Genomic DNA, 21844 nt, shown 5'->3' with positions numbered 1-21844 from the left:
TTTGAGAGGAGAAGGACTATCATGGGCCGCAGCAAGCATACTATTCACAATCGTTTGTTTCTGCTGTTTCTTTCAAGTATGACGGCACTCCTATTGATCGGAAGCTTTCTGTATTTTCAGAAAATTACGGATATTATCCACGGGAAAATCAGCGACATGGCGGAGAAAAACATCTCCCAGACGGCCGGACTGTTCAATCTGCTCCTTGAGGGATATAACAGCGTTACCAAATCACTGAACAGTAATTATGAGCTGTTAAGGCTGCTTCAGGAAAGGGATAGGGACCAAAATCCCTCACTTAGCGTCATCAACGAACGGACCATCACCAATATCATCGGCGCCATTTATTTTTCACGGGATGATATCGTCGGGATTCATGTCATCAGCAGGGCGGGAAAGAGCTACCATTATGAACCCAGGTATGCGGGCGTGGTGGATGTCAATTACTCTTCGTCGGAATGGTACCGGAAGCTCCAGGCCTCGGATGGAGAGATGGTTTGGATGGGCCTGTTCCAAAACTCCGTCATCAACAGCTTTCAGGAGGAGCCCGTCTTTGTGTTTGGCCGCAAGCTGTTTGATTTAACGAGCCAAAAAGAACAGGGAGTCGTTCTGATTGAAACCAAGCCCAGGCCCATTCTGGCCGCCCTATCCAATGTGACTATCAGCCCGAACAGTCAAGTTTATATTGTCGATAAAGAAAGTCGCGTTATCGCTTCCACGGATGACAATAAGGCACAGACCTTACGCTTCGGGCAGCTTCCCCGTCCCCGGAATGGTCAAGTCCTTGTCGACAACCGGAGCGATCAACTTATTGTGGCAGCAAACGCCGCAATGGCCGAATGGACAGTCTACGGCTTGACGCCCAAGGGGGACATCAGCGCCGAAGTGGATAAAACAAGGCAGTATCTCTTGTATGTCATTCTGATTCTGGTCCTGATATCCACCGCCTTAGCCACCTTGATTTCCCGTAATATTGCTTCTCCGTTAAAACTGCTGATCCGGGAGATGAAACAGGTGGAAATGGGGAATTTCAGAGGTTCCGTGAACGTGAAGTCGTTTGAGGAAATCAACAGTCTGGTATCGTCCTTCAATCGGATGGTGAACCGGATGGATGATCTGATCGACGGGATTACTAGCGCGTCCATCAGCGAGAAGAATGCACAGCTTCAAGCCCTGCAATCACAGGTCAATCCCCATTTTTTGTATAATACGCTCGATATGATCTACTGGATGCTGGACGAACGGGAGAATGACAGGCTGGGACGCGTCGTCCTGGCATTGTCGCATATGTTCCGGTACAGCAGCGACTGGCAAGAAGCCTCCCGGACGACGCTTGAGCAGGAGCTCGATCAGATGCGCCATTATATGACGATTATTGAAAGCCGTCTGGAAGGCAGGGTCCATACCGATATTCAAGTCGACAGCCGCTGGCTGAATGTTGTGCTGCCGAAGATGACCATTCAGCCGATTATTGAGAATGCGGTCAAAAGCGGACTGGAACCGCTAGACCGCCCGGGCGTGCTTCGAGTGTATACGGAAGTTGATGAACGGGAGCTTCACATCGTTATTGCCGATAACGGCGTCGGTATGGAGGAATGGATGCTGCAGCAGATCAGGGAGTCGCTTGTGGACAGCGGGACGAAACGGAACAAGGATGAGGAAGGGAAAGGTCGCGCTTTTGCCGTGAAGAATGCCGAACTCCCTGATCAACCGACAAGACGCGGCATCGGTCTGCCGAATGTACACCGGCGGATAAAACTCATGTTTGGCGATTACTACGGATTAAGAATTGAGAGCCAAAGCGGAATAGGGACAACGGTGACGATCGTTATGCCCCTGCCCGGGAAAGGTGGAGAGGAATGGACATTCTCATAGTTGATGACGAAACGGTCATTCGGGAGGGCATTCAGCGGACATTGCGGCAGCGCTTTCCCAAATTTCGCACCTATTTGGCGTCTAACCCGGAAGAAGCGCTGATTATCCTGCGCAACCACAGGATCCATATTGTGTTGACGGATATCCTCATGCCGAGCATGACGGGACTTGAACTGATGAATATCGTGAGCAAGAGATATCCGTACATGAAATGGGTGGTCATTTCCGCTTATTCCGAGTTTGCCTATGCCCAGGAAGCCGTCCGCTTAGGAGCTAAGGATTATCTCCTTAAGCCGATCGGCAAGGATGTGCTGGGCCAGATGATCGATAAGCTGAGCGAGGAGATCGAGCGGGAAAACCGGCTGACGAAGGAGGCGCAGCTGCTTCAGGCGAACCGCAAATACTTGCGGGAGGCCGTCTTTAAGCGCTGGGCATCGGGACTGGATATCGGACGAATCGATATCCATCCTTTTATGGAGAGCCATCCGGATTTCCACCTTCTAATGGTCAGGATGGAGACGGATAAAGTCGTGAGGCTGGAGCATTTTATTATCGAAAACGTGCTGGAGGAATTGATCCATCAATATGGGAACGGTTTTGTCAGCATTTTGGACAACAAAAGCCTCTTGGGGCTCGTTACCTTGAACGAAAGCGCCGGCCTTCCCGTCCTGATCGAACAGCTGAGAGGACATTTGATCAAATATTTGAAGGTCCCCTTCCAAATCATGAGTACAGAGCGGATAAGCGATTTCAACCAGGTGCCCGGAGAAGTCCAGCGCATGTGGAAGGCGTCCTCAACACAGGTTTACGAGCATTATGCCAGCGGCGGGGATCAGGCGGTGGAGGTCGCCCAGCAGTATATCAGAACGCATTATCATGCGGATCTATCACTGGATAAGGTTGCGTCCGTCGTTTATCTGAATCCGGTTTACTTCAGTCAGCTGTTTAAACAAAAAACAGGCTACGGCTTCAAGGAGTACGTGATTCAATTGAGACTGGAACAGGCCAAGCAGATGCTGCAAAATCCAAAGCTGAAGCTGGCGGAGATCGCGGAACGGATCGGCTATCAGGACATGCGGCATTTCTCCCAATTGTTTCGCAAAAAGTACGGCGTCACACCAAGCGAGTATCGTCAAAACGGCATGGGTATATAAATTAAAACCACTCCTAATTTTCTGCTTAAAAGATAGAACAGCTAAATTTAAAAGGGATGGATAGCCAATACGCTAAATCCATCCCTTTTTTGATACTTCGTTTACTTCGCACTTACATACGCGCCTAACATTCTATACCTCTGTCCGGTTGTAATAAAGGTTACACTGCTGTCCGTCATTTTCAATAATTTCAATCTAATAAATCACGGGTTCGGGGTTGTTATTACTATTTTCCACTAATTACTATTATTTAAGAACGTATTTTATATACACTTTTATTTCCAATTTTCCGATAAATATTAAATATTAATATTGTCGCCCTAAGCAACTAATTATCTTACAGCTTTGAGAGGAGTCATCACAGATGATCAAAAAAGTGTTTACCCGTTATAAAGCATCCCTATCTAGGCAAATGCTGCTTTTCCTTGTCTTTCTTATCGCCGTCCCCACCGTCATTCTAAGCCTTTCCTTGACACAACTTGCTCGCAACCAACTAGAGCGCGAATTGTTGTCCCAAGTCGAAGCCGTTACAACAATGGTTACTCATGTTCTTAATAATTCGCACAGTGACTATTCCGTCACAATTGACAGCTTTGCCGATCTCCATGTTCCTTCAGGAGAAAAATCGGAAACGTATATCAAAGACCGTATCATCCATATAGAGGAAGACATCGATAATGTGTTGGCCGCTTTCATGTTCTACGACAATCGATACTACAATTCTTCTGAAAAGGACGGCAAAGGTTACGATCCGACTACTCGCGAATGGTACAAGCAAGCAATTCAGAATAAAGGTCAGATCATTATGACGTCTCCATATATCGACGTCGTAACTGGAAGCTACGTCATTACATTTGCCAAGACGCTTTCCGACGGTTCAGGCGTTGCTGGAATCGATGTCGCCATCGATCACTTAAACGAGCTGGTAAGTACATACAAGATCGGAGAACAGGGATATGTCAGCTTGTTCGATCGGAACAACGTAACACTGTCGCATCCGCGATTCCAGCAAGGCGAGCCGCTTCAAGACGAGCGATTCCAAGTGATGCGCAATCAAGCTCACGGCACGTTCATGCTTGCCGATAAAGATCTTCAGGAATATTACCATTTTGACAAGCAAAATACGCTCGGCTTAAACGTTGTATCCGTCATTGATTGGAGTGAAATTAATCATAAAACCGGACCCTTGTTGTGGATTTCGTTCCTGTTTATCGCACTGCTGCTAGCCCTCATTTCCTTATTTATTTGGCTATTCATGAAACGGATGATACGGCCTGTACTGCAATTGAAGCAACTGACCGACTCCATCGCCCAAGGCGATTTGACTGTCCGGTCCATCGAGAGCGGAAGAACGGATGAGATTGGGCAACTGCAATCGAACTTCAATACGATGTCGCAATCGTTATCCGATGTACTGCTGCTAATTACCGATCATTCTGAGCAAATATCTGCTTCTTCGCAGCAATTGTCCGCTACTTCAGAACAGAACGTCGTAACGATTGAACAAGTCGCCACCTCCATGCAAGAAATATCGTCCATGTCGTCTGATATGAATGTAAGCATGGACGCCGTTAAGCAAACGGCGGAGCATGCCCAGCATGAACTCGATGATGCCATTCGCACTATACATAAGAGCACTGAAATGTCTCAATTGATCAATGTTCTGGCGAACAAAGGGGAGAAATCTCTCGGCGCCGCGAGACAACAGATGGATACCATTCTTGAGGACTCCAATCGCTCTAAAAATGAGACGGAGGAGCTAAACCAGGTTGCCGGGGAAATTAGCGGGGTAACGAATTTCATTCAGGAAATTGCTTCACAGACCAATTTACTTGCGCTAAACGCCTCCATTGAAGCAGCGCGAGCCGGTCAGGAAGGCCGCGGATTCGCCGTCGTCGCTCTGGAGGTGCGCAAGCTGGCTGATCAGACAGCGTCTGCTGCCGAGAAGATTGCCACCTTGATCAGGGAGGTGCAGGAACGTGCCCGCCACATGGTTGGACGCATGGAGCAAGGCGTGGAATCTGCCGCAACCGGAAGCGATATGACGCAATCGGTCGAGCTGCAGTTCAAGGAGATGTACGAAGCGATTGGACGCATTGACACGCAGCTCGGCCAAGTGGCTAGCGTCAGCGAACGGTTGATGCAATCGAATGAAACGATGATCACGGCGTTCGATAAATCTAGTACCCTTAGCCAGGCCACTGGACAAGAGGTCGACCTTGTCGCCGCTTCGAGTGAAGAACAGAACGCTTCGATGGAGGAAGTTGCCGCCTCCGCTGCACATCTTTCCGGCATCGCCGAAGAACTGCAGTCACTAGTGCTCCGCTTCAAATTGAAGCGGACAGAGTAGTTTTAGCGAGTGGCACCGCGCTGTCTGTAACGGCAAATTTTTCTGCCAGGAGCTATTGTTGTAAATGAATGTCGCTGGTATAATATAGAAAATGAATCGAAGGGCACTGCTTCCCTGGCTACGCTAGAGACAACCCCGCTACTTGCAGCGGGGTTGTCTTTTTTTTATGAAAGGCGGAGGTAATATGACTGAAACAAAAGAAACAAGAGCCATCTTAACGAAAGAAGATCTAATCAACCATTTTAAAAACTGCGGACTAACAAAAGGACAACACATATTCGTACATACTTCTTTAAGCAAACTCGGTTTTGTTGTAGGCGGACCCGAAACATTAATTCGGTCCCTTCTTGAAATTGTCGGTGAAGAAGGGACATTGATGATGCCATCCCAGACATGGAAGAATCTTGATCCTTCAACAGGCGTCCACTGGGAAGAGCCTATGGAATGGTGGCCGATTATTCGGGAACACTGGCCCGCCTATGATAAAGAAATTACTCCGGCAATCAGTATGGGAGTCGTGGCCGAAATGTTTCGCAAGTGGCCGGGATCCAAACGATCAGATCACCCTGCACGATCTATAGCCGCAGTAGGTAAGCATGCGGAATATTTAACGCAAAACCATGATTTATGCAATATTTTTAGCAAGGGCTCTCCGTTGGATAAATTGTATCAACTGAATGGTTATGTGCTCTTAATAGGCGTCGGCTATGATAAAAATACGTCGCTGCATCTGGCGGAAACCAGAGCCAACTATCCTACTAAGAAATTTGTCTATGAAAGCAGTGCAATTATGGATGAAGGCAAGCGAAAGTGGGTAACTTACGAAACACAGGCTGTGGACGACGGAGATTTTGTCCGCTTAGGCGAGGAATATGATAAAGAAATGAATATCAGGATTCATAGAGTCGGAAACGCCGAAGTCCGATTTCTGGAACAACGGCCGCTGGTTGACTGGGCTACTGCATGGATGGAGAGGAACAGGGGCTAAAAGCTACGGCTATACAAACCCTTAGCCCCCGGATGTATACCTGAATTTCTTGCCTTTATTTATGATACGGTTCCACGTAGTATATCTAAACATAAGTACAGTTTGACCATAAGATATATATTAGTATATAAAAGTAAAACCACTCCTAAAATTTGGAGTGGTTTCTTTGATAGACCTGCGCCTATCCGCATTTTCCAAGATGCTGTATATGTCCAGCCGGTGTCTGGATAAGCCATGCCACTACTTAAGCCTCGCAACTCTCCTCATTCACCAATCCGCGAATAAAAGCCTCAAAGTTTGGAGCAAGGCTCGTAATCTTGTGATTATTCTCTTTATCCACATGAACAACTTCTGGTTCGCTGTCATTTCCGGATGAACGGTAATCCAGCATCACCACCCCAGACTCCGAAGGACAATCACAAATAACTACGCCAATTTCAGGATAGCCCCCATTCTCAATCGCAGACCGGCTGCCTAAATCTCCGCACAGCGATTTTCTTTTCTCACGTCCAATTCCCAGAATACCTGAAATCTTAATATGATCTTTTGCCCCTGAGACGGCTTCTCCTGTAGGGAAACACCGGTTTTGGGGAATTCCCCCGTTATGTACCTTCATCATATTAATATAGAAAGCTGGCAGCTTGAAGACCAGTTCCTCTTCCACGGTTTCAATTAGCTCATCTGTGGGCGGATCCGAAACATACTGCTCCAACGCATGCTCACTATCATCCCAAAAGTTCGTGAAATCAAAATCCGTATCAAATTGGACACTAGTAGTCACAGCAGTAGACTCGTCTACAGGCTTCTGAGCAATTTTACTCCGAATCCACTCCAGAAACTCCAGGGTATCCTCATCTCCGGGATCTAATTGATCTGCGACTTCAAATGCTCTTAGAGCATCATCATATTGCTCCAAATAGTAATAAGCAAGCCCTATGCGGTAATGCCAGAGCGGATCATCCTTACCCTCTTCTGCAATGGTTAAGAACTGTTCAATCGCCTCTTCGTAACGTTCGAGATTATTCATCGCTCTACCCAAATGACTGATCATTACATAATCTCTGTCCTCCGCAGGAGTCTCCTTAATTGCATCAACAATTTCTTCAAATTCATCTTCTTCATGCCACTCATCCAGCTGTGCCAAAAGATCATCTCTCATCATTTATGCCTCCCTCTTTAATACCTTTTTGCAATTATACCATTTCCGGCATAGCCCTCTCCAACAGCATGGTATAACTCACCTCTAAAATCCACTTATGAAAAAGCTCACACAAAAAACGTGTGAGCCTTAACCTCTACACTTTTACCGCAAATACTTCATACGGTCTTAGCGTTAAGTTTTTAACATCGATTTTTGTACGATTGTAGTTACTCATAATGATTTCGGAGACTTCCTCATCTACAGAAAAATCATTTTCCTGCTCAGAAATATTCGCAGCAACAAGCCATTTTTCTCCTTCATATAAGCGATAGTAAGCAAACACATCGTCAGGAGTATTTTCTATCAGTTCAAAGTCGCCCCATACTACAATCGGGTTGTCTTTACGCAGTTGGATTAAACGTTGATACGTATAAAAAATAGAATCTGGATTATCAAGATTTTGTTGTACATTAATTGTTGTGTAGTTCGGATTAACGTGCAGCCAAGGCGTCCCCGTAGTAAAGCCTGCGTTTTCACTGTCATCCCATTGTATCGGTGTACGAGCGTTATCTCTTCCTTTTGCGTTGATCGACTCAATGATGTCTTGAGCAGTATACCCTTTAGCCAAGCGATCATGATACATGTTCACGGATTCGATATCTTCTACTTCATCAATACTTGAAACCGGATAATTGGTCATTCCAATCTCTTCGCCTTGATAGATGTAAGGTGTACCTTTCATCATGTGTAAGAGAACGGCAAACATTTTTGCACTTTGATCATGGAATTGTTTATCATTTCCCCATCTTGAAACAATTCGCGGCAAGTCATGGTTGTTCCAGAACAAACTGTTCCACCCTTCATCACCCAGTGATGTTTGCCACTTCCCTAAAACCTTTTTTAACTCCGTAATATCCAAAGGCTTCAGATCCCATTTATCTTTGCCTTCTTGCTGGTCTAAACTTACATGTTCAAATTGGAACACCATAGATAACTCATTTCGTTTTGGGTCAGAATAAAGTTTTGCAATTTCTGGTGTTGCTCCCCAAGTCTCGCCTACAGTAAGGACATCATGAGAACCAAACGTTTTTTGGTTCATTTCTTGCAGATATTCATGCAGCTTTGGTCCATTGCCCGTAATTTCTTTATCCGGAATTTTCCCGATCAGATCTATAACGTCCATACGGAAACCGCCAACACCTTTATCTAACCAAAAATTCATCATATCGTAGACTTCTTGGCGGACTTTTTCGTTCTCCCAGTTCAGGTCTGGTTGGCGTTTACTGAATAAATGCAAATAGTACTGGCCGCTTGCTTCATCCATTTCCCAAGCAGAACCACTAAATATAGAACCTAGACCATTAGGAACGTCGCCATTTACTGGATCACGCCAAACATAGTAATCCCGATATTCATTATCCCGACTTTTTTTAGCTTCAATAAACCATTTGTGCTCGTCCGATGTATGATTAACGACTAGGTCCATAATGATTTTGATGCCAGCCTCATTTGCCTTGGCAAGCAATTCATCCATATCATCCATCGTGCCGAATTCATCCATAATGTCCTGGTAATCACTAATATCGTAACCATTGTCATCGTTAGGAGATTTATAGACAGGTGACAACCAAATGGCTGCAATCCCTAACAATTTCAGGTAGTCAATCCGGTTTATGATTCCTCTCAGATCGCCGATGCCGTCTCCATCGCTATCCTGAAAACTTCGCGGGTAGATCTGATAGATTACAGCAGTCTGCCACCACTTTACTTCTTTTTCTCCGGTTATAGCTTCTCTCTTCTCTTTCATTGCTTCCATTATTCTTTCACTCTACTTTCAGCATAATTTTGAAGGGTAGAAACACAACGTAAACGTTTACGTAATGCACAAAAAATTATCTCTATTCAAGATAATTTTTTTACTGACTGGCGTACAACTAATTCATGTGGAATAACTTTGGACTCAATCTTGATTTTATTTTGGATAGAGGCAATCAAGCCCAAACAACCCTCTCTCCCCATTTCGTATAATGGCTGCGCAACCGTTGTAAGGGGCGGGATCGACATATGTGAAACCTTGGAATTATCATATCCAACAACTGAAATATCCTTTGGTACTTGAAGGTCATTTTCAAAACAAGTCGATATGATACCTAATGCAGCCTCATCACTTGCGCAAAACACAGCCGTAACATCTTCATGATGTTCAATAAACTCCTGCATGGCTTTTTTTCCTGATTCAAAGCTAAAATCCCCTGCCTTAATCAGATTCAAGTCTACTTTTATGCCATGATCTTGCAGCGCTTGAATATAGCCATTAATTCTTGGAGAACCCGCTATAGAATCATCAGGATTAGCCCCTGCCATACCTATGTTTCGATGGTTATTCTTAATGAGATAATTGACAGCTGTATACGCCGCACTAAAATCATCAACTTTAATATATGGCGTGTCTTCTCGGTCGGTTTTGGTAGAGAGCAAAATAAAAGGAATACCGAGAGATGACAAAGATTCGATTTCCGCCTCGTGGAGTTCAACAGAAACAATAATGAGCCCATCCACTCTTCGTTCGCCCATCAGATTCATACTCTCATGGATTCGGGCACCACTCATACCAGCATGAGTTAATATCACACTGTACCCGTGCTCATAAGAAACATCCTCTATTCCTTTTATAATGTCACCATAAAATGCTGTAGTGACCTCTGGCATAATTACACCGATTGTCTTGGTTGTTTTCTGGACCAAACTTCTAGCATTTTCATTTTTTCTGTATTCTAGTGCTTTGGCAACGGCCAGAACCTTCTTCTCCGTTTCCTCATTGTAACCGCCAAGATTATTAATCACCCTTGAAACAGTCGCTATGGAAACACCCGCAACCCGTGCAATGTCCTTAATAGTAGATGCCATAAAACCACCTCTCCAAAGTAAACGTTTACTAATCATAAAAAGCTAATATAAGAAGGATATTAACTACGTTTGTTAAACGTTTACGTAGATTATATTAGTGCTCTGACTCTCCTCTGTCAATATTATTTGGCCTTCTTTAGGATAAGGTTCGCCGTGTCGTCTGTGATGGCAAGTTAAATGCGTCCATAAGTCTTTACCGGAAAATAATAAGTTGCTCTCTTGACTTAAGTTAATGCCCCGTCATAAACCTCTTAAATATAATGAAAATCAATCATGTTATATGGAGGTTATCTTATGGCTATCTCAGTAAAAGAACTATCGCATCAGCGAAAATCTGCACTAATTGCTGGCACTTCACTTATCATCATGGCACTTGCCTCATTTTTTTCCTATGGCTTTGTCCATGAAAGTCTTGTGGTTCAAGGCGATCCCATCGCCACATTTAACAACATCGTGTCATCAAATAACCTTTTCAAAGCTGAAATCTTTGGTTGGGTCATCATCCTGATCTGTGACATAGTGGTCGCCTGGGCTTTCTATATCTTCCTGAAGCCAATTCATAAAAACCTTTCATTGCTCGGCGCATGGCTCCGTCTTACTTATACGACTATATTGGGAATTGCCATACTGAACTTGATATTTGTGCTGCTTCTCTCGAGACATACAAACTATTTATCCTCATTTAATATCGAACAACTTCAAGCACTTATGATGCTATTTCTTGAAGCATTCGAATCTATTGGGTCTATTGGTTTGATCATTTTTGGCGGGCATTTAATGATTGTGGGCTATGTGACTCTAAAATCAGACAGCATTCCTAAAGTTATCAGCACTTTATTGTTGCTTGCTTCAATAGGCTATATTGTCATTCACCTAAGCAATACGTTTCTTCCACAATATGACGGGGTCATTTCAACACTTAATCTTATATTTAGTGTACCAATGATTGCAGGAGAACTAGGCTTTGGGATATGGCTCCTGTTCAAAGGGGGAAAACTCCCCAAAACAGCTCTGCGCATTCGTTCAAAATAGCTTACAATTTACCACTGCCTTCTCTCCATGAGTATTTCAATATCGATTGAGATTGACGTTTACGTTTGCGCGATCACGCAAAATATCATGCGGCAGATACGGATTTGCCGCAGTTTTCTATTTGATATATTAATATTACACAAAATGGAAGAGGGGTGAGGTAAGTATGACAGAAGATTTTCCGTTAGCCATCAGGACATAGTGATTGCGTAGTAATGGGCGAACGGACAGTTGAATTCCGCATCTGTTCGGTAAATCGTAGACCTAAGAGTCAAAACAAGAAACGCGCGATAGCGATAAACAATGAAGCGGGCTACGAAATAGCCAACGCTTATAAATTTCGAGGAGAAGAAATAGATGAAAACCATAATTCGCAAAGGGTTTAAACCTGCTGTCCTTACCACTGCAATCCTCATTGGATTGACTGTAATAACGCCCGGCATACCGGTGTATGCCGCACAAGATCAAAGCGAATCGGTGCAGAAAGCAGCCACCGCTTCGAGAGAGGCGATTCCAATCACAACCGAATCGGTAGAGAGGTTTGCGGATTCTTATTTCTCGCGTCCCGATGTCAGGGAGCGGCTCAAGGGCGCACTCTTTCTTGTCGTCAAAGATGATAAGGTATTGCTCAATAAAGGATACGGATATGCCGATGTGGCCGCAAAGAAGCCTATTGACCCCGATACGACTGTATTCAGAATGGCATCAATATCCAAAACCTTCACAGCAACGGCAGTCATGCAGCTCGTCGAGCAAGGCAAAATCGATCTGGAACGTGACATATCCGAATATATGGCGGGCATCACCATCCCTAATAAAACAGGCTTCCCGCTTACGATGAAACATCTGATGACCCATACAACCGGGTATGACTACACAGATGGTTCCGCAGCAGCAAGCCGCGTATCTCTTGATCGCTATGTAAAAGAAAACATACCGACTGTCATACGCAAACCTGGAGAGGCCTACCGTTATGACAATATAGCTTTCGTGCAACAGGGATATATCGTACAAAATGTATCGAAGCTCCCGTTTGAAATCTACACGAAAGAGCATATATTTAAACCGCTCGGTATGAATAGATCCGATTTTGCAATGAGTGCCGATGTCAAAGCAAATCTCACCAAAGGCTATGATCCTGAAGGCAACGAGATTGCTTTGTACGATAATACCCCCTATATTGACCCAACCGGAGGATTATTCTCAACCGGAAGCGATATGGCCAAGTTCATAATTGCGATGCTAAATGGAGGCAAGCTCGGGGACAACCGAATATTGAGAGAACAAACAGCCCGAGCCATGGAGTCCTTTCAATACGGCATTCATTCGAAGCTGCCTGTGATGTCATATGGGTTCGAATCCTTCTTTAACCACCTTCACAACGGAGAGGTTGTCATCGGGAAAGGCGGAGATCTTGCTGGAGCTCATTCCTGGATGTGGATGCTGCCCGAGCACAAAGTAGGCGCGATGGTTATCGTGAACGGCGAGGCGATAGATCCAAGAATCGAACTGTTCGCCACCTTCATGCAGCAGTTTTATCCTGATCAACGCTCTGCTGCAACGCCTCAACTTCAACCGGCACAGGAACCGTTGACTCGATTTGAAGGCACATACCGAAACCTGCGGAATCCGATGACGATTTCGAGTATTACGGCAGGTCAGGACGCTACACTTACGGTAAAAGATCAGATGGGCACTCATAAACTGCAACAGCTAGAAGCTTTATTGTTTCAAGACGAGCAAGGCATGAAAGCGGGCTTTAAGGAGGATGGCAACGGGGAGATCAGCTACTTCTATTACAACTCCCCAGACAGTTTTTTTGAGAAATTGCCAAACCCTGAGCAATACCGTGACGTACCTGAAAATCATCCGTATGCCTCTTCTATTTATCTGTTAAGAAATCTTCAGAATGTAAGCGATGACGGCCCAAACACATTCAGACCTGAAGAAACTATAACCCGCGCGGAATTCGTTCAAATGCTGGTGCAGATTGGCGGATTTCAATTAAGCAAGCAGCCTGTCCGATTCACCGATTCGGCGGGTCATCCGCTTGCACCGGAAATTCAGACAGCCGTAGAGCATTTAGGTGTTGCAGGATTACAGGACGGACGTTTTGAACCGGATCGAGCGATAACGAGGCAGGAAGCTGCTTCATTAGCATGGAGATTTGTGCGGCCGTATTCGGACCAACCGCAAATAGCAAAGTTAAGTGGCGAACAACCATCATCTTGGGCCAGTGATGCCGTACAATTTGTTGCTGCCGCAAGGCTGTTTGGTCCTGAAGTAAAAATTAGAGCGAATGGAGCGATCGATTATGAACCAACGCGTCCAATGCTTCGCCAAGAAGCCGCTGCGTTGTTAGCCCAACTTGCCGTACCGTCGGGATTAGTTCCCCCCGATTTATCTTAACTGCACGGTAGATTTGCTCCACTGGCACCAGCCGCAGGCATGGCTCAGGTTGAAATAAAACGGACCTGCACTCCGCTATGGATTGGAGCAGCAAGGTGCAATTCTGGAAGTATAGGGGCGCCTCAGGTCAATGAACCTTTTGGGACGCTCCCTTTTACTGCTAAAGCGCATGACAACTTTCCTAAAAATCACCTTTGTTGATCCGTTTCTTGATTCTACTTAATGACTCTGGGGTAATCCCAAGATAACTCGCCAATTGATGTTGGGGTACACGATTGACTAAATGAGGTCTTTTTCGTAATAGTGCTTTGTAGCGTTCTTCAGGTGTAGAAGCGATATATGAAGCCAATTCATCTTGTACCTCACCCAGGTTTTCTTCTACCATCTTGCGTGTCATGGTTTCCAATTGTGAGTATTTGTGAAACATGTCATTCTCGGCATCAAGATCACCAACAACCAATATACAGTCTTCTAGACAAGTTAATGTGTACGCAGATGACTTATTTTGTTTATGATAATTGAAAATCGAAACCGCTTGCTCTTCTGTGTAGAAATTGGATGTAACTTCTTTTCCCGTTTCATCTATCGAATACTGCCTTACACATCCCTTCAATACGAAATAACATTTAGTGGGAACATCTCCTTGTCTAAGGAGCATTGTTCCTTTTTTATATTCTTGGACTAGTATATCTTCAACGATGGCCTGTTGTTCTTCTTCGTTAAGTGTTGTGAATCTGGCTAAATACTTCAATAATATGCTTTTCATTTTGCTTTCCTTTCAGCCTCATAGTCCTCAGGGGCTTGTGCCATATTCAGATGGACCTGGGCTCACCTGATACAGAATACAGTCCGTTCTATCATCTAAAATGTTCGTATGATTCATTTACAACTCTCCCTCAAGGAACTTGATGAGGTACAATTCAGGCTGCGCAAGGAACTCGATAAAGCTGCATAAATCGGCATACTCCTGATGCTCCACATCATAACAGCCAATCAGGCCCTTTTTCTTCGGATTCCACATGAGCTGTAGATCGGAGTAATTGTCGATATCGGCTGACAGACGCAGCAGCTTTTGCCGACCGACTTTCATCTCGATCGTATCGGTCAATGTGAAAAAGTCGATATATCCGATTTCATAATCATTGTCCGGTAGCTCAAGGCGCAGCTGGTCTCCTGTCAGAAAACTGACGAGTTCATCGGTCAATTTATATTTTTTCAGCTCATACTTTTTGTTCTCTATATTATGGAGCTCAGCCGGCTCCAGCGATTTCAAATAGTCCGCCAGGACGGCATTCTTATTGCTGACCGCAATCGTATACGGCCTTTCGCCATCCTTTTCCGCTAAAGTTACGTCGGCGCCACGCTCAATCAAATATTTGACCATAGCTAGATTACCCATACGTGCGGCAACGGTTAACGGGGTCGCTTGATAAGGATAGACCATGTCCGGTTGATTATAATTAATGTCCACCCCTTGATCGAGTAAATATGTGAGTGTCTTATAGTCATGGCCCGACACGGCTTGGCGCAGTACAGCGCCGCCATGCAGCTTGATATCTAATCCCAGCTCATGAATGAGCGGGATATTGTTTTTGTTGCCATAATATGCCTGTGAATATGCGCCTGACCCGGTTTGATTGAGCTTGTCCAGATCGGCCCCTTGCGCTGCAATGTAGCGAACGATATCTTCCTTGCAATAGCGAACAGCCCCCAAAAAAGCCGGATTATGGTGGACATTCAAGTTAACGCCGTGCTCGACCAACAGCTTTATAACATCCATTCTCTGCGAAACAAGCGCCAGATCGAGCGGGCTTAACGTGGTATACCTGCTAAGTACGATGCCATCTTCAATATCCCAACCAGCAGCAATTGCATTCTGCAAAGCCGGAATATTTCCTTTGTAAATGTGCATCGCGATTTCCGGCAGCTCTTCGAACCTCCTGATATCTTTCAGATTGATCATCCAATATCCGCTCCTACTCAAAGTTATATGGAAAGTATAGAAAACTACTTGGCAAATAACAATATACGCCCATGCTGGGCGTATATAAAAAACGAGATCTGGCCGATCAGGCTGATCTCGTTTTATTTGGGGTTATATGGACCACGAAGCGATTAATGCCTGCACACTCGTCTTTAGATTTTCTTTCGCACTCTCCGTAACATTCTTTTGCATCGGCTCGTTATCCAAATGTTTCAAGAAATCCCGCAGGAATTTGATCGCTTGATTGGCCGAACCTTTCGTGAACTGATGTTCCGCCTGGTCCAGGCTGTTCGTTAATTGCGGAACTAGCGGACCCTTCAACTGTCCGTCGGAGACATACTGCCCGATCATGCTTCGGATAGACTGGATATCCGTACTGCTCATTGGCGTCACACGGACTGTATTCGATGGTAAAGTTTCACGTGTCGGTTTCCCGTTCTGATCCTTAAGAACGCTGGTGACAGCAAATTCATAATTGGCGCCGTTCGTCAGATTTTCCACAGTGAACGAGTAGACGCTAGATGTTACTGTCGCCACAGAGTCGGATACAGGTTTGCCGTTTTGATACACACGATACCCGTACAGGTCAATTTCCGCCTGATCCCAACTCAACGTCACTTTCTTGTCGCCCGCTGTCCCTTGAAGATTCAAGTTCAGCTTGGGATCTGGCACTTGGCCCGGCACGAGAGCTCCCGGATTTGGCTTTTGCCTCATCATAAATTTGACCATTTGATTGCCACTTTCGGGGTACCGATAATAATTGGTTGTCCCGTTTACATTGTCTACGATAACATTCCCGTTTCCATCCAGTTCGTCATTATACTCTGCACTGACAATCACAGGCCCGCCTTTGTATGTACCCGGCTTGGCGATGGCCAATTTTCTTTTGGCTGTTTTGTGTAAGCCTTGACCCGAAGTAGTCAGCATCACCTGGAATACTTGATCGTCAGTTAAGTCGACCCCGTAGTGCTCATTAAACTCCGACAATGGCAAGTTCGGATCGCTGGTCGTTTTCAACCATAAGACCAATGTTTGATATGGACCGATTTTTTTGTTCTTGATTGGCCATTCATTCGCATGCGATTGCATGTTGTTCGTATAATACCATAGCAAGTAACCGTCCAGATCGATTGTTTGATTGGTTGTGTTATAAATCTCCACATATTCGTATATTTTGGCGTCATCATAGTTAGCTATTTCTGTAATTAATAGCTTGGGCTCTTCGGGAACCGGATCCGGATATGGAATAACGAACCCGTCAAGAAGCTGGACAGTATCCAATATGTAATAACAATCAACTGGGTAAAGACCGTTCCCGCGGTATTGTGTTGCTCCTGATTCAAAAAGGATATAAACCTTGCCATTCAATTCGAAGGCGTCTTCGAGCATGGGCGGCAAAACCATACGTTGGCCGATGTTTTGTCTATCCAGGAACCACAGCGGCACTGACTTTCCGTTTACCTGTACAAATTCGTGCGGCGCCTCGCTCAAAGGATTTTGGTAAATGAGAAAGTCGCTCATATTACTGCGCCCATACGACCGACTCAGTACAATTTTATCCTGGATTACGGTCATACCCTGGATCTCGTCTTGCGTAGATAGAATATAGTCAGGGGCTGCCACCCAATCAATCGTGTCATCGGCATTCAATTTATACCCTGCAATCCAAGCGATCTGGTCGTTTCCGTCACGATCTTTCTTATGATGCGAGGCATCCGTCTTGTAGTTATCATCATTCAATCTCGCAAATTCCCCAACCCATAAAACACCATCTGCATACACGACATATGATCCTTTCGTCTCAGTGGGAATAATTTCAGAGAAAACGAGCTTATCCCCATCTTTAGCGTTTATAACATCCTCTAGCTTGATCTTGTAGACCTTACTGCCGGATGCTATCCATACATGCTGCTTACTTACTGTTATTCCGCCGGCATGGCCTGTATAAGGTGTGGAGTCACTGCTATACAGCGGCATTGCTTTCACGAACTTTCCGGTAGCCAGATCTGTGATCGATATTATACTTGGATTTCCATCCAAATAATGGGAATTCAAGATCCAGTTGTTCTGCGGTTCGTAAGAAAGCCCTTGAGGGGTATAATCTTGCTTTAACCCCGGAATGATGGGACCTTCACTAGCCTTATTCAAAAATTCGATAGACAGAGGTTTTCTACCGCTAAGATCTAAGGCTTCCTGGGTAATACCCGATCCTACAGTCGGGTTAGGATTGGCGGCGGGATCCGGATCAGCCTCCCTCGCCGAGATACAGCCGATGCTTACGAGCAGGGCCACAACCATAAAGACAATGCTCCCAATTTGTTTGCGATATCTTTTCATTTTTTTCTCCTTTAGCTGAATATTTTAAAAAACAAAAACCCAAGTTAAAGAAAGATTCCATCAGCGCGAAGCTGACGTGGAAATCTTACCTTTACTCGGGTTTCTCTTCGACTCTCCCTTTACAGTAAGCGGATATTCAATTATTTTACGCATAATTAACCAAGTTTATCTATTTAAATCCTATAGCCAAAATGTAAGTGAGTCAATATTTTTTTATTCACTTTATTCCACCTTTGTGTACATGAAAAGTTACCCTTGTTCCTGTACCTAACGTACTTTTGATATGAAGTCCTGTTCCGAAGTGCCGTTTTAATCGCTGATCCGTATTTATCAATCCGACTCCTGACTTACCATCTGCTTTTCTTTCTAATATCCGTTGCAATTGAACCTCATCCATTCCGATCCCATCGTCTTCAACTGTTATCTCTGCATGCGTTTCATAGACAGAAACCCGAATAAAAATCTTGCCTCCGCGAATGCGATTCATAACACCATGTCTTATCGCATTTTCAACTAGAGGCTGGATCGTAAGAAATGGGATCTTTAATTCCTCGCAGTCATCTATCTCCCAAATAACCTGCAGCCTTTCTTCAAACCGAACCTTCTCGATATATAGATAAGAGCGCACTAGACTTAGCTCCTCTTCGATTGGAACAAGGCCATCCATATTTTGAAATTTAAATTTATTCCTTAAAAAATTGCTGAACTCGTCAAGCAAATTACGCATCTTATCCAAATTAATGTCACTTAAAGCTGTTACAGCATTTAACGCATTAAATAAAAAATGAGGCTGGATTTGCGCTTGAAGCCATGCAGCTTCTAATCGCAATTGTTCCCGAACGAATTGTTTAATCGTAATTAATGACTCTATCCGCGATTTTATTTCTATTGCTTCCACTGGCTTAGTTACATAATCGTTTGCTCCCGCTAAAAATCCACTTTGAATATCTTTCGGTTGGCTTCTTGCGGTAAGGAGCAAAACAGGGAGCTCCGTGAGTGTAAACCGCTCACGAATCTTTCGTGTCAGCTCGTAACCAGACATCTGCGGCATCATAATATCAGAGATGACTAGATCCCATTCCTTTGTATCCAGTATAGCCAACGCTTCTTTACCGCTCGTTACCATCGTTACATCATATTCATCTGGTGGTAGTATTGCTTCAAGCACTTGAAGGTTGATAGGATCATCATCAACAATTAATATGAGCGGACGATCACGATTCATTTCTAATAAAGTTGTTGGTTTCGTAAACGGAGGGATATCCACCTTTTCCGAATTTATCGAGACTTTTTCCTGAATCGGCATAGATTGTATTACTAACTGTTCGAATAAGTTAGACACATCTTCCTCTTCCTCATCCTCTGCTTTCAAACCTGCTAGCTTTAACGAAAATGTAAATTTTGAGCCTTCTCCTGTAACAGAGGACACATCTAACGTACCTCCATGAAGCTCAACCAGTTGCTTGCTTATACTTAAACCTAACCCAAAGCCGCCTTCAATCATTGTCTCACTAGTGCTGGCTTGCTCGTACGGACGGAATAGGCGCTTAAGCATGTCCTCATCCATTCCGATCCCGGTATCAGTAATAACAATATAAGCTCTTCCGTCCTTTGCAAAAGCTTGAATCGAAATTATCCCTTCGTTCGTATATTTCACAGCATTATGAAGTAAATTGAAAACGATTTGAATAACCCGGTTTTCATCCGCATTTACTGAAGGAAAATCTTCAGGAATTTGATTTACAATTTTTACAGACTTCACTTCTGCGTTAAATTGCAGCATATCAAGTACTCCGGTCACGATGGGCTGAATCAATATGACTTTTTTCTGTAGACGCGGATTGCCTTCCCGTAAACTCATCACATCAATCAAATCGTTTAATATTAGTGTTAGCCGACGTCCTACGGATGAAACAGTTTCAAGCTCTTTGATACTCCTTTCCTGTAACAAATGTCGTTCCCTTTTTAAAACGGATTGTGACATGTTAAGAATGCTATGAAGCGGATTTTTAAATTCATGTGAAGTGTTTGCCAAAAATTGATCCTTATGGTCATGCATTCTTTGCAATGTTGCGGCAATCTCCTTTGTGTTAGCATGCATGTTAAAATAATCCTTAAACCATACAGAGGCTAAACACCCCATCGAAATAATCAGATCAAACGGATAGTAGATAAGACTCAAACCGCTATCCAGCAAGATTAACGACCAAAGAGAATGGTTCATCAACGCAAGAAAAGAGAAAAGCAGTAAAAGATTGCTCTTTAAACCTTTGATTACTTTTTTAAACATTGTAATCAACGTGATAACTGCAGCAATACCAACTAATAGATAATAAACCGGAAAGAGCATAATCACTTGAGATGGATCTAAGAACAAAGTGATGCCGGCAGTCCCTAGATTCATTACTTTATAGACAGGGTACATCCTACGCCAATATGGAAGCTCGCGATGATTCGTACACTGGAGCAAAGCATGGGCTGCAATAACGAAAGCAGTATTAGCCAGCCTAAAATCCCAATTAACTCCAATGTAAAATAATTGATGGAACAACTTCTCATCCGTACTAAAGACACTCGTGATCGTTACACATAATGCAAGCAAACTGAAATAAAGCAGCTTCTTTTCCTTATTTCCTAGTAAATACAAAATAAGTGCATAGACAGCATGCATAATAAATATAATCGCTGCCAAAAACTGCATAGAAACGGAAGCTTTCATCTCTTTGGCAATGGCTTCTTCTGAACCAAATTTAATGGATCGGACAATACCCCCGCTTCGACTATCCACATAATTTGCCGCCTGAATGACGAGTTCGATTACACCGTTTTCGTCTGCTGTAAAGGTTGTAGAATAAGGTAGGTCCTTCGAAATATATTCATCCTTTGTTGTCGCCACCTGTCCGGATTTAGTAAGCAATCGACCGTTTACATATAATTCTGATGCAGTGCGTACGCTGGGTACACGAATACTATAATTAAGGTTCTTTTCCGGATCCACCAAAATACGCAGGCGATAGGACGCGAATCCATATGGAGTCGTCTCTTCACCATGCCAGGCTTCATTCCATCCCCCCGGAACCGAAATCAGCCTGTGCTCCAGCTCGCCCGGTACATCCTGTCCGCTGCCATCCAGCAGCCATTGTGAGGGATAAAACTCCCATTCCCCGTCAAGTAAGAGAATGCCGCCGTTTTCTGCATCCCAATCGCGCAGATCGAGATGCCCATTCGTAATGGATACCTGTTTTTGATCAGGAAATAATTCCATCCATAAAATGCGAAAGCTTGATAAAATGACCACTAATAACCCTAATAGTAATATAATATGGCTCTTTTTCATTTGGTAACTTGATGAGTCTTTTGCCAAGAAGGATCCCTCTCCTAAATAACTCTCTAATATTACACATGTGAATATTTAGTGATTCAGCCCTTACACTCTTAGACATTCAAACTAGGCACTAGGCGTTAGGCGTTACTTCGTAATTTACCACAGACAACATGAAAGAGAAACGGATGATAGAGATGTCCTTATGTCTATTATATGGCCATACCTTTGCCTGGCACCTTCGTTGATCAATGGACTAGGAGGAATATTTCAGCGGCAAGATTTAAATAAAAAGACCACCTATCGGTGATCCTTCACGCCAAATTGATCCGTGACCCAGCCGAA

Annotated in this window: 13 protein-coding genes; 6 read left to right on the top strand and 7 right to left on the bottom strand. The window is 44.2% G+C overall.

Annotated features, from left to right (window positions below):
- Positions 1–21: 21 nt before the first annotated feature.
- From AC2TF5_RS00525 to AC2TF5_RS00510, 4 genes are all read left to right on the top strand, one after another.
- Positions 22–1875 carry a cache domain-containing sensor histidine kinase gene (locus AC2TF5_RS00525; protein WP_491300359.1) on the top strand — a complete coding sequence of 618 codons (1854 nt, stop codon included), beginning with the start codon at positions 22–24 and terminating at the stop codon, positions 1873–1875.
- Positions 1860–3029, top strand: a complete 1170-nt coding sequence (locus AC2TF5_RS00520; protein ID WP_491300358.1) for a response regulator — start codon at positions 1860–1862, stop codon at positions 3027–3029. The genes AC2TF5_RS00525 and AC2TF5_RS00520 overlap by 16 nt, the downstream gene beginning before the upstream one ends.
- A gap of 364 nt (positions 3030–3393) precedes the next feature.
- Positions 3394–5379, top strand: a complete 1986-nt coding sequence (locus AC2TF5_RS00515) for a methyl-accepting chemotaxis protein (RefSeq protein ID WP_491300357.1) — start codon at positions 3394–3396, stop codon at positions 5377–5379.
- A 184-nt stretch (positions 5380–5563) separates the two neighbouring features.
- The gene (locus tag AC2TF5_RS00510) at positions 5564–6367 is read left to right on the top strand and encodes an AAC(3) family N-acetyltransferase (protein ID WP_491300356.1); all 804 of its coding nucleotides are present in this window, start codon (positions 5564–5566) and stop codon (positions 6365–6367) included.
- Positions 6368–6611: 244 nt separating this feature from the next.
- Here AC2TF5_RS00510 and AC2TF5_RS00505 read toward each other — a convergent pair whose 3' ends face one another.
- From AC2TF5_RS00505 to AC2TF5_RS00495, 3 genes are all read right to left on the bottom strand, one after another.
- On the bottom strand, positions 6612–7526 hold the full coding sequence (locus AC2TF5_RS00505; protein ID WP_491302763.1) for an SMI1/KNR4 family protein: 915 nt from the start codon (positions 7524–7526) through the stop codon (positions 6612–6614).
- A 136-nt stretch (positions 7527–7662) separates the two neighbouring features.
- Positions 7663–9315, bottom strand: a complete 1653-nt coding sequence (locus tag AC2TF5_RS00500) for a glycoside hydrolase family 13 protein (protein ID WP_491302762.1) — start codon at positions 9313–9315, stop codon at positions 7663–7665.
- A gap of 95 nt (positions 9316–9410) precedes the next feature.
- Entirely contained in the window at positions 9411–10415 is a 1005-nt protein-coding gene (locus AC2TF5_RS00495; protein ID WP_491300355.1) for a LacI family DNA-binding transcriptional regulator, read from the bottom strand.
- Positions 10416–10709: 294 nt separating this feature from the next.
- Here AC2TF5_RS00495 and AC2TF5_RS00490 point away from each other — a divergent pair, with 294 nt between their 5' ends.
- Both AC2TF5_RS00490 and AC2TF5_RS00485 read left to right on the top strand, forming a co-directional pair.
- Positions 10710–11447: a DUF4386 domain-containing protein gene (locus tag AC2TF5_RS00490; RefSeq protein WP_491300354.1), complete on the top strand. Its 738-nt coding sequence runs from the start codon at positions 10710–10712 to the stop codon at positions 11445–11447.
- 357 nt (positions 11448–11804) lie between these two features.
- Positions 11805–13856 (top strand): serine hydrolase domain-containing protein, encoded by a 2052-nt coding sequence (locus AC2TF5_RS00485; RefSeq protein ID WP_491300353.1) that lies wholly within the window; start codon positions 11805–11807, stop codon positions 13854–13856.
- 181 nt (positions 13857–14037) lie between these two features.
- On the opposite strand, the gene AC2TF5_RS00480 is transcribed toward AC2TF5_RS00485, so the two are convergent.
- The 4 genes from AC2TF5_RS00480 to AC2TF5_RS00465 form a co-directional block, all read right to left on the bottom strand.
- Positions 14038–14622, bottom strand: coding sequence for a Crp/Fnr family transcriptional regulator (locus tag AC2TF5_RS00480; RefSeq protein ID WP_491300352.1), 585 nt, complete (start codon positions 14620–14622; stop codon positions 14038–14040).
- 117 nt (positions 14623–14739) lie between these two features.
- The gene (locus AC2TF5_RS00475; RefSeq protein ID WP_491300351.1) at positions 14740–15819 is read right to left on the bottom strand and encodes an ankyrin repeat domain-containing protein; all 1080 of its coding nucleotides are present in this window, start codon (positions 15817–15819) and stop codon (positions 14740–14742) included.
- A gap of 132 nt (positions 15820–15951) precedes the next feature.
- The gene (locus AC2TF5_RS00470) at positions 15952–18177 is read right to left on the bottom strand and encodes an FIMAH domain-containing protein (RefSeq protein ID WP_491300350.1); all 2226 of its coding nucleotides are present in this window, start codon (positions 18175–18177) and stop codon (positions 15952–15954) included.
- A 217-nt stretch (positions 18178–18394) separates the two neighbouring features.
- Complete coding sequence (locus AC2TF5_RS00465) at positions 18395–21514, bottom strand: ATP-binding protein (protein WP_491302761.1); 3120 nt, start codon at positions 21512–21514, stop codon at positions 18395–18397.
- Positions 21515–21844: the final 330 nt, after the last annotated feature.

The sequence above is a fragment of the Paenibacillus sp. JNUCC 34 genome, from assembly GCF_058269055.1.
The sequence above is the reverse complement of the archived record's forward strand: the minus strand, read 5'-3'. Positions and strand labels throughout refer to the sequence as shown.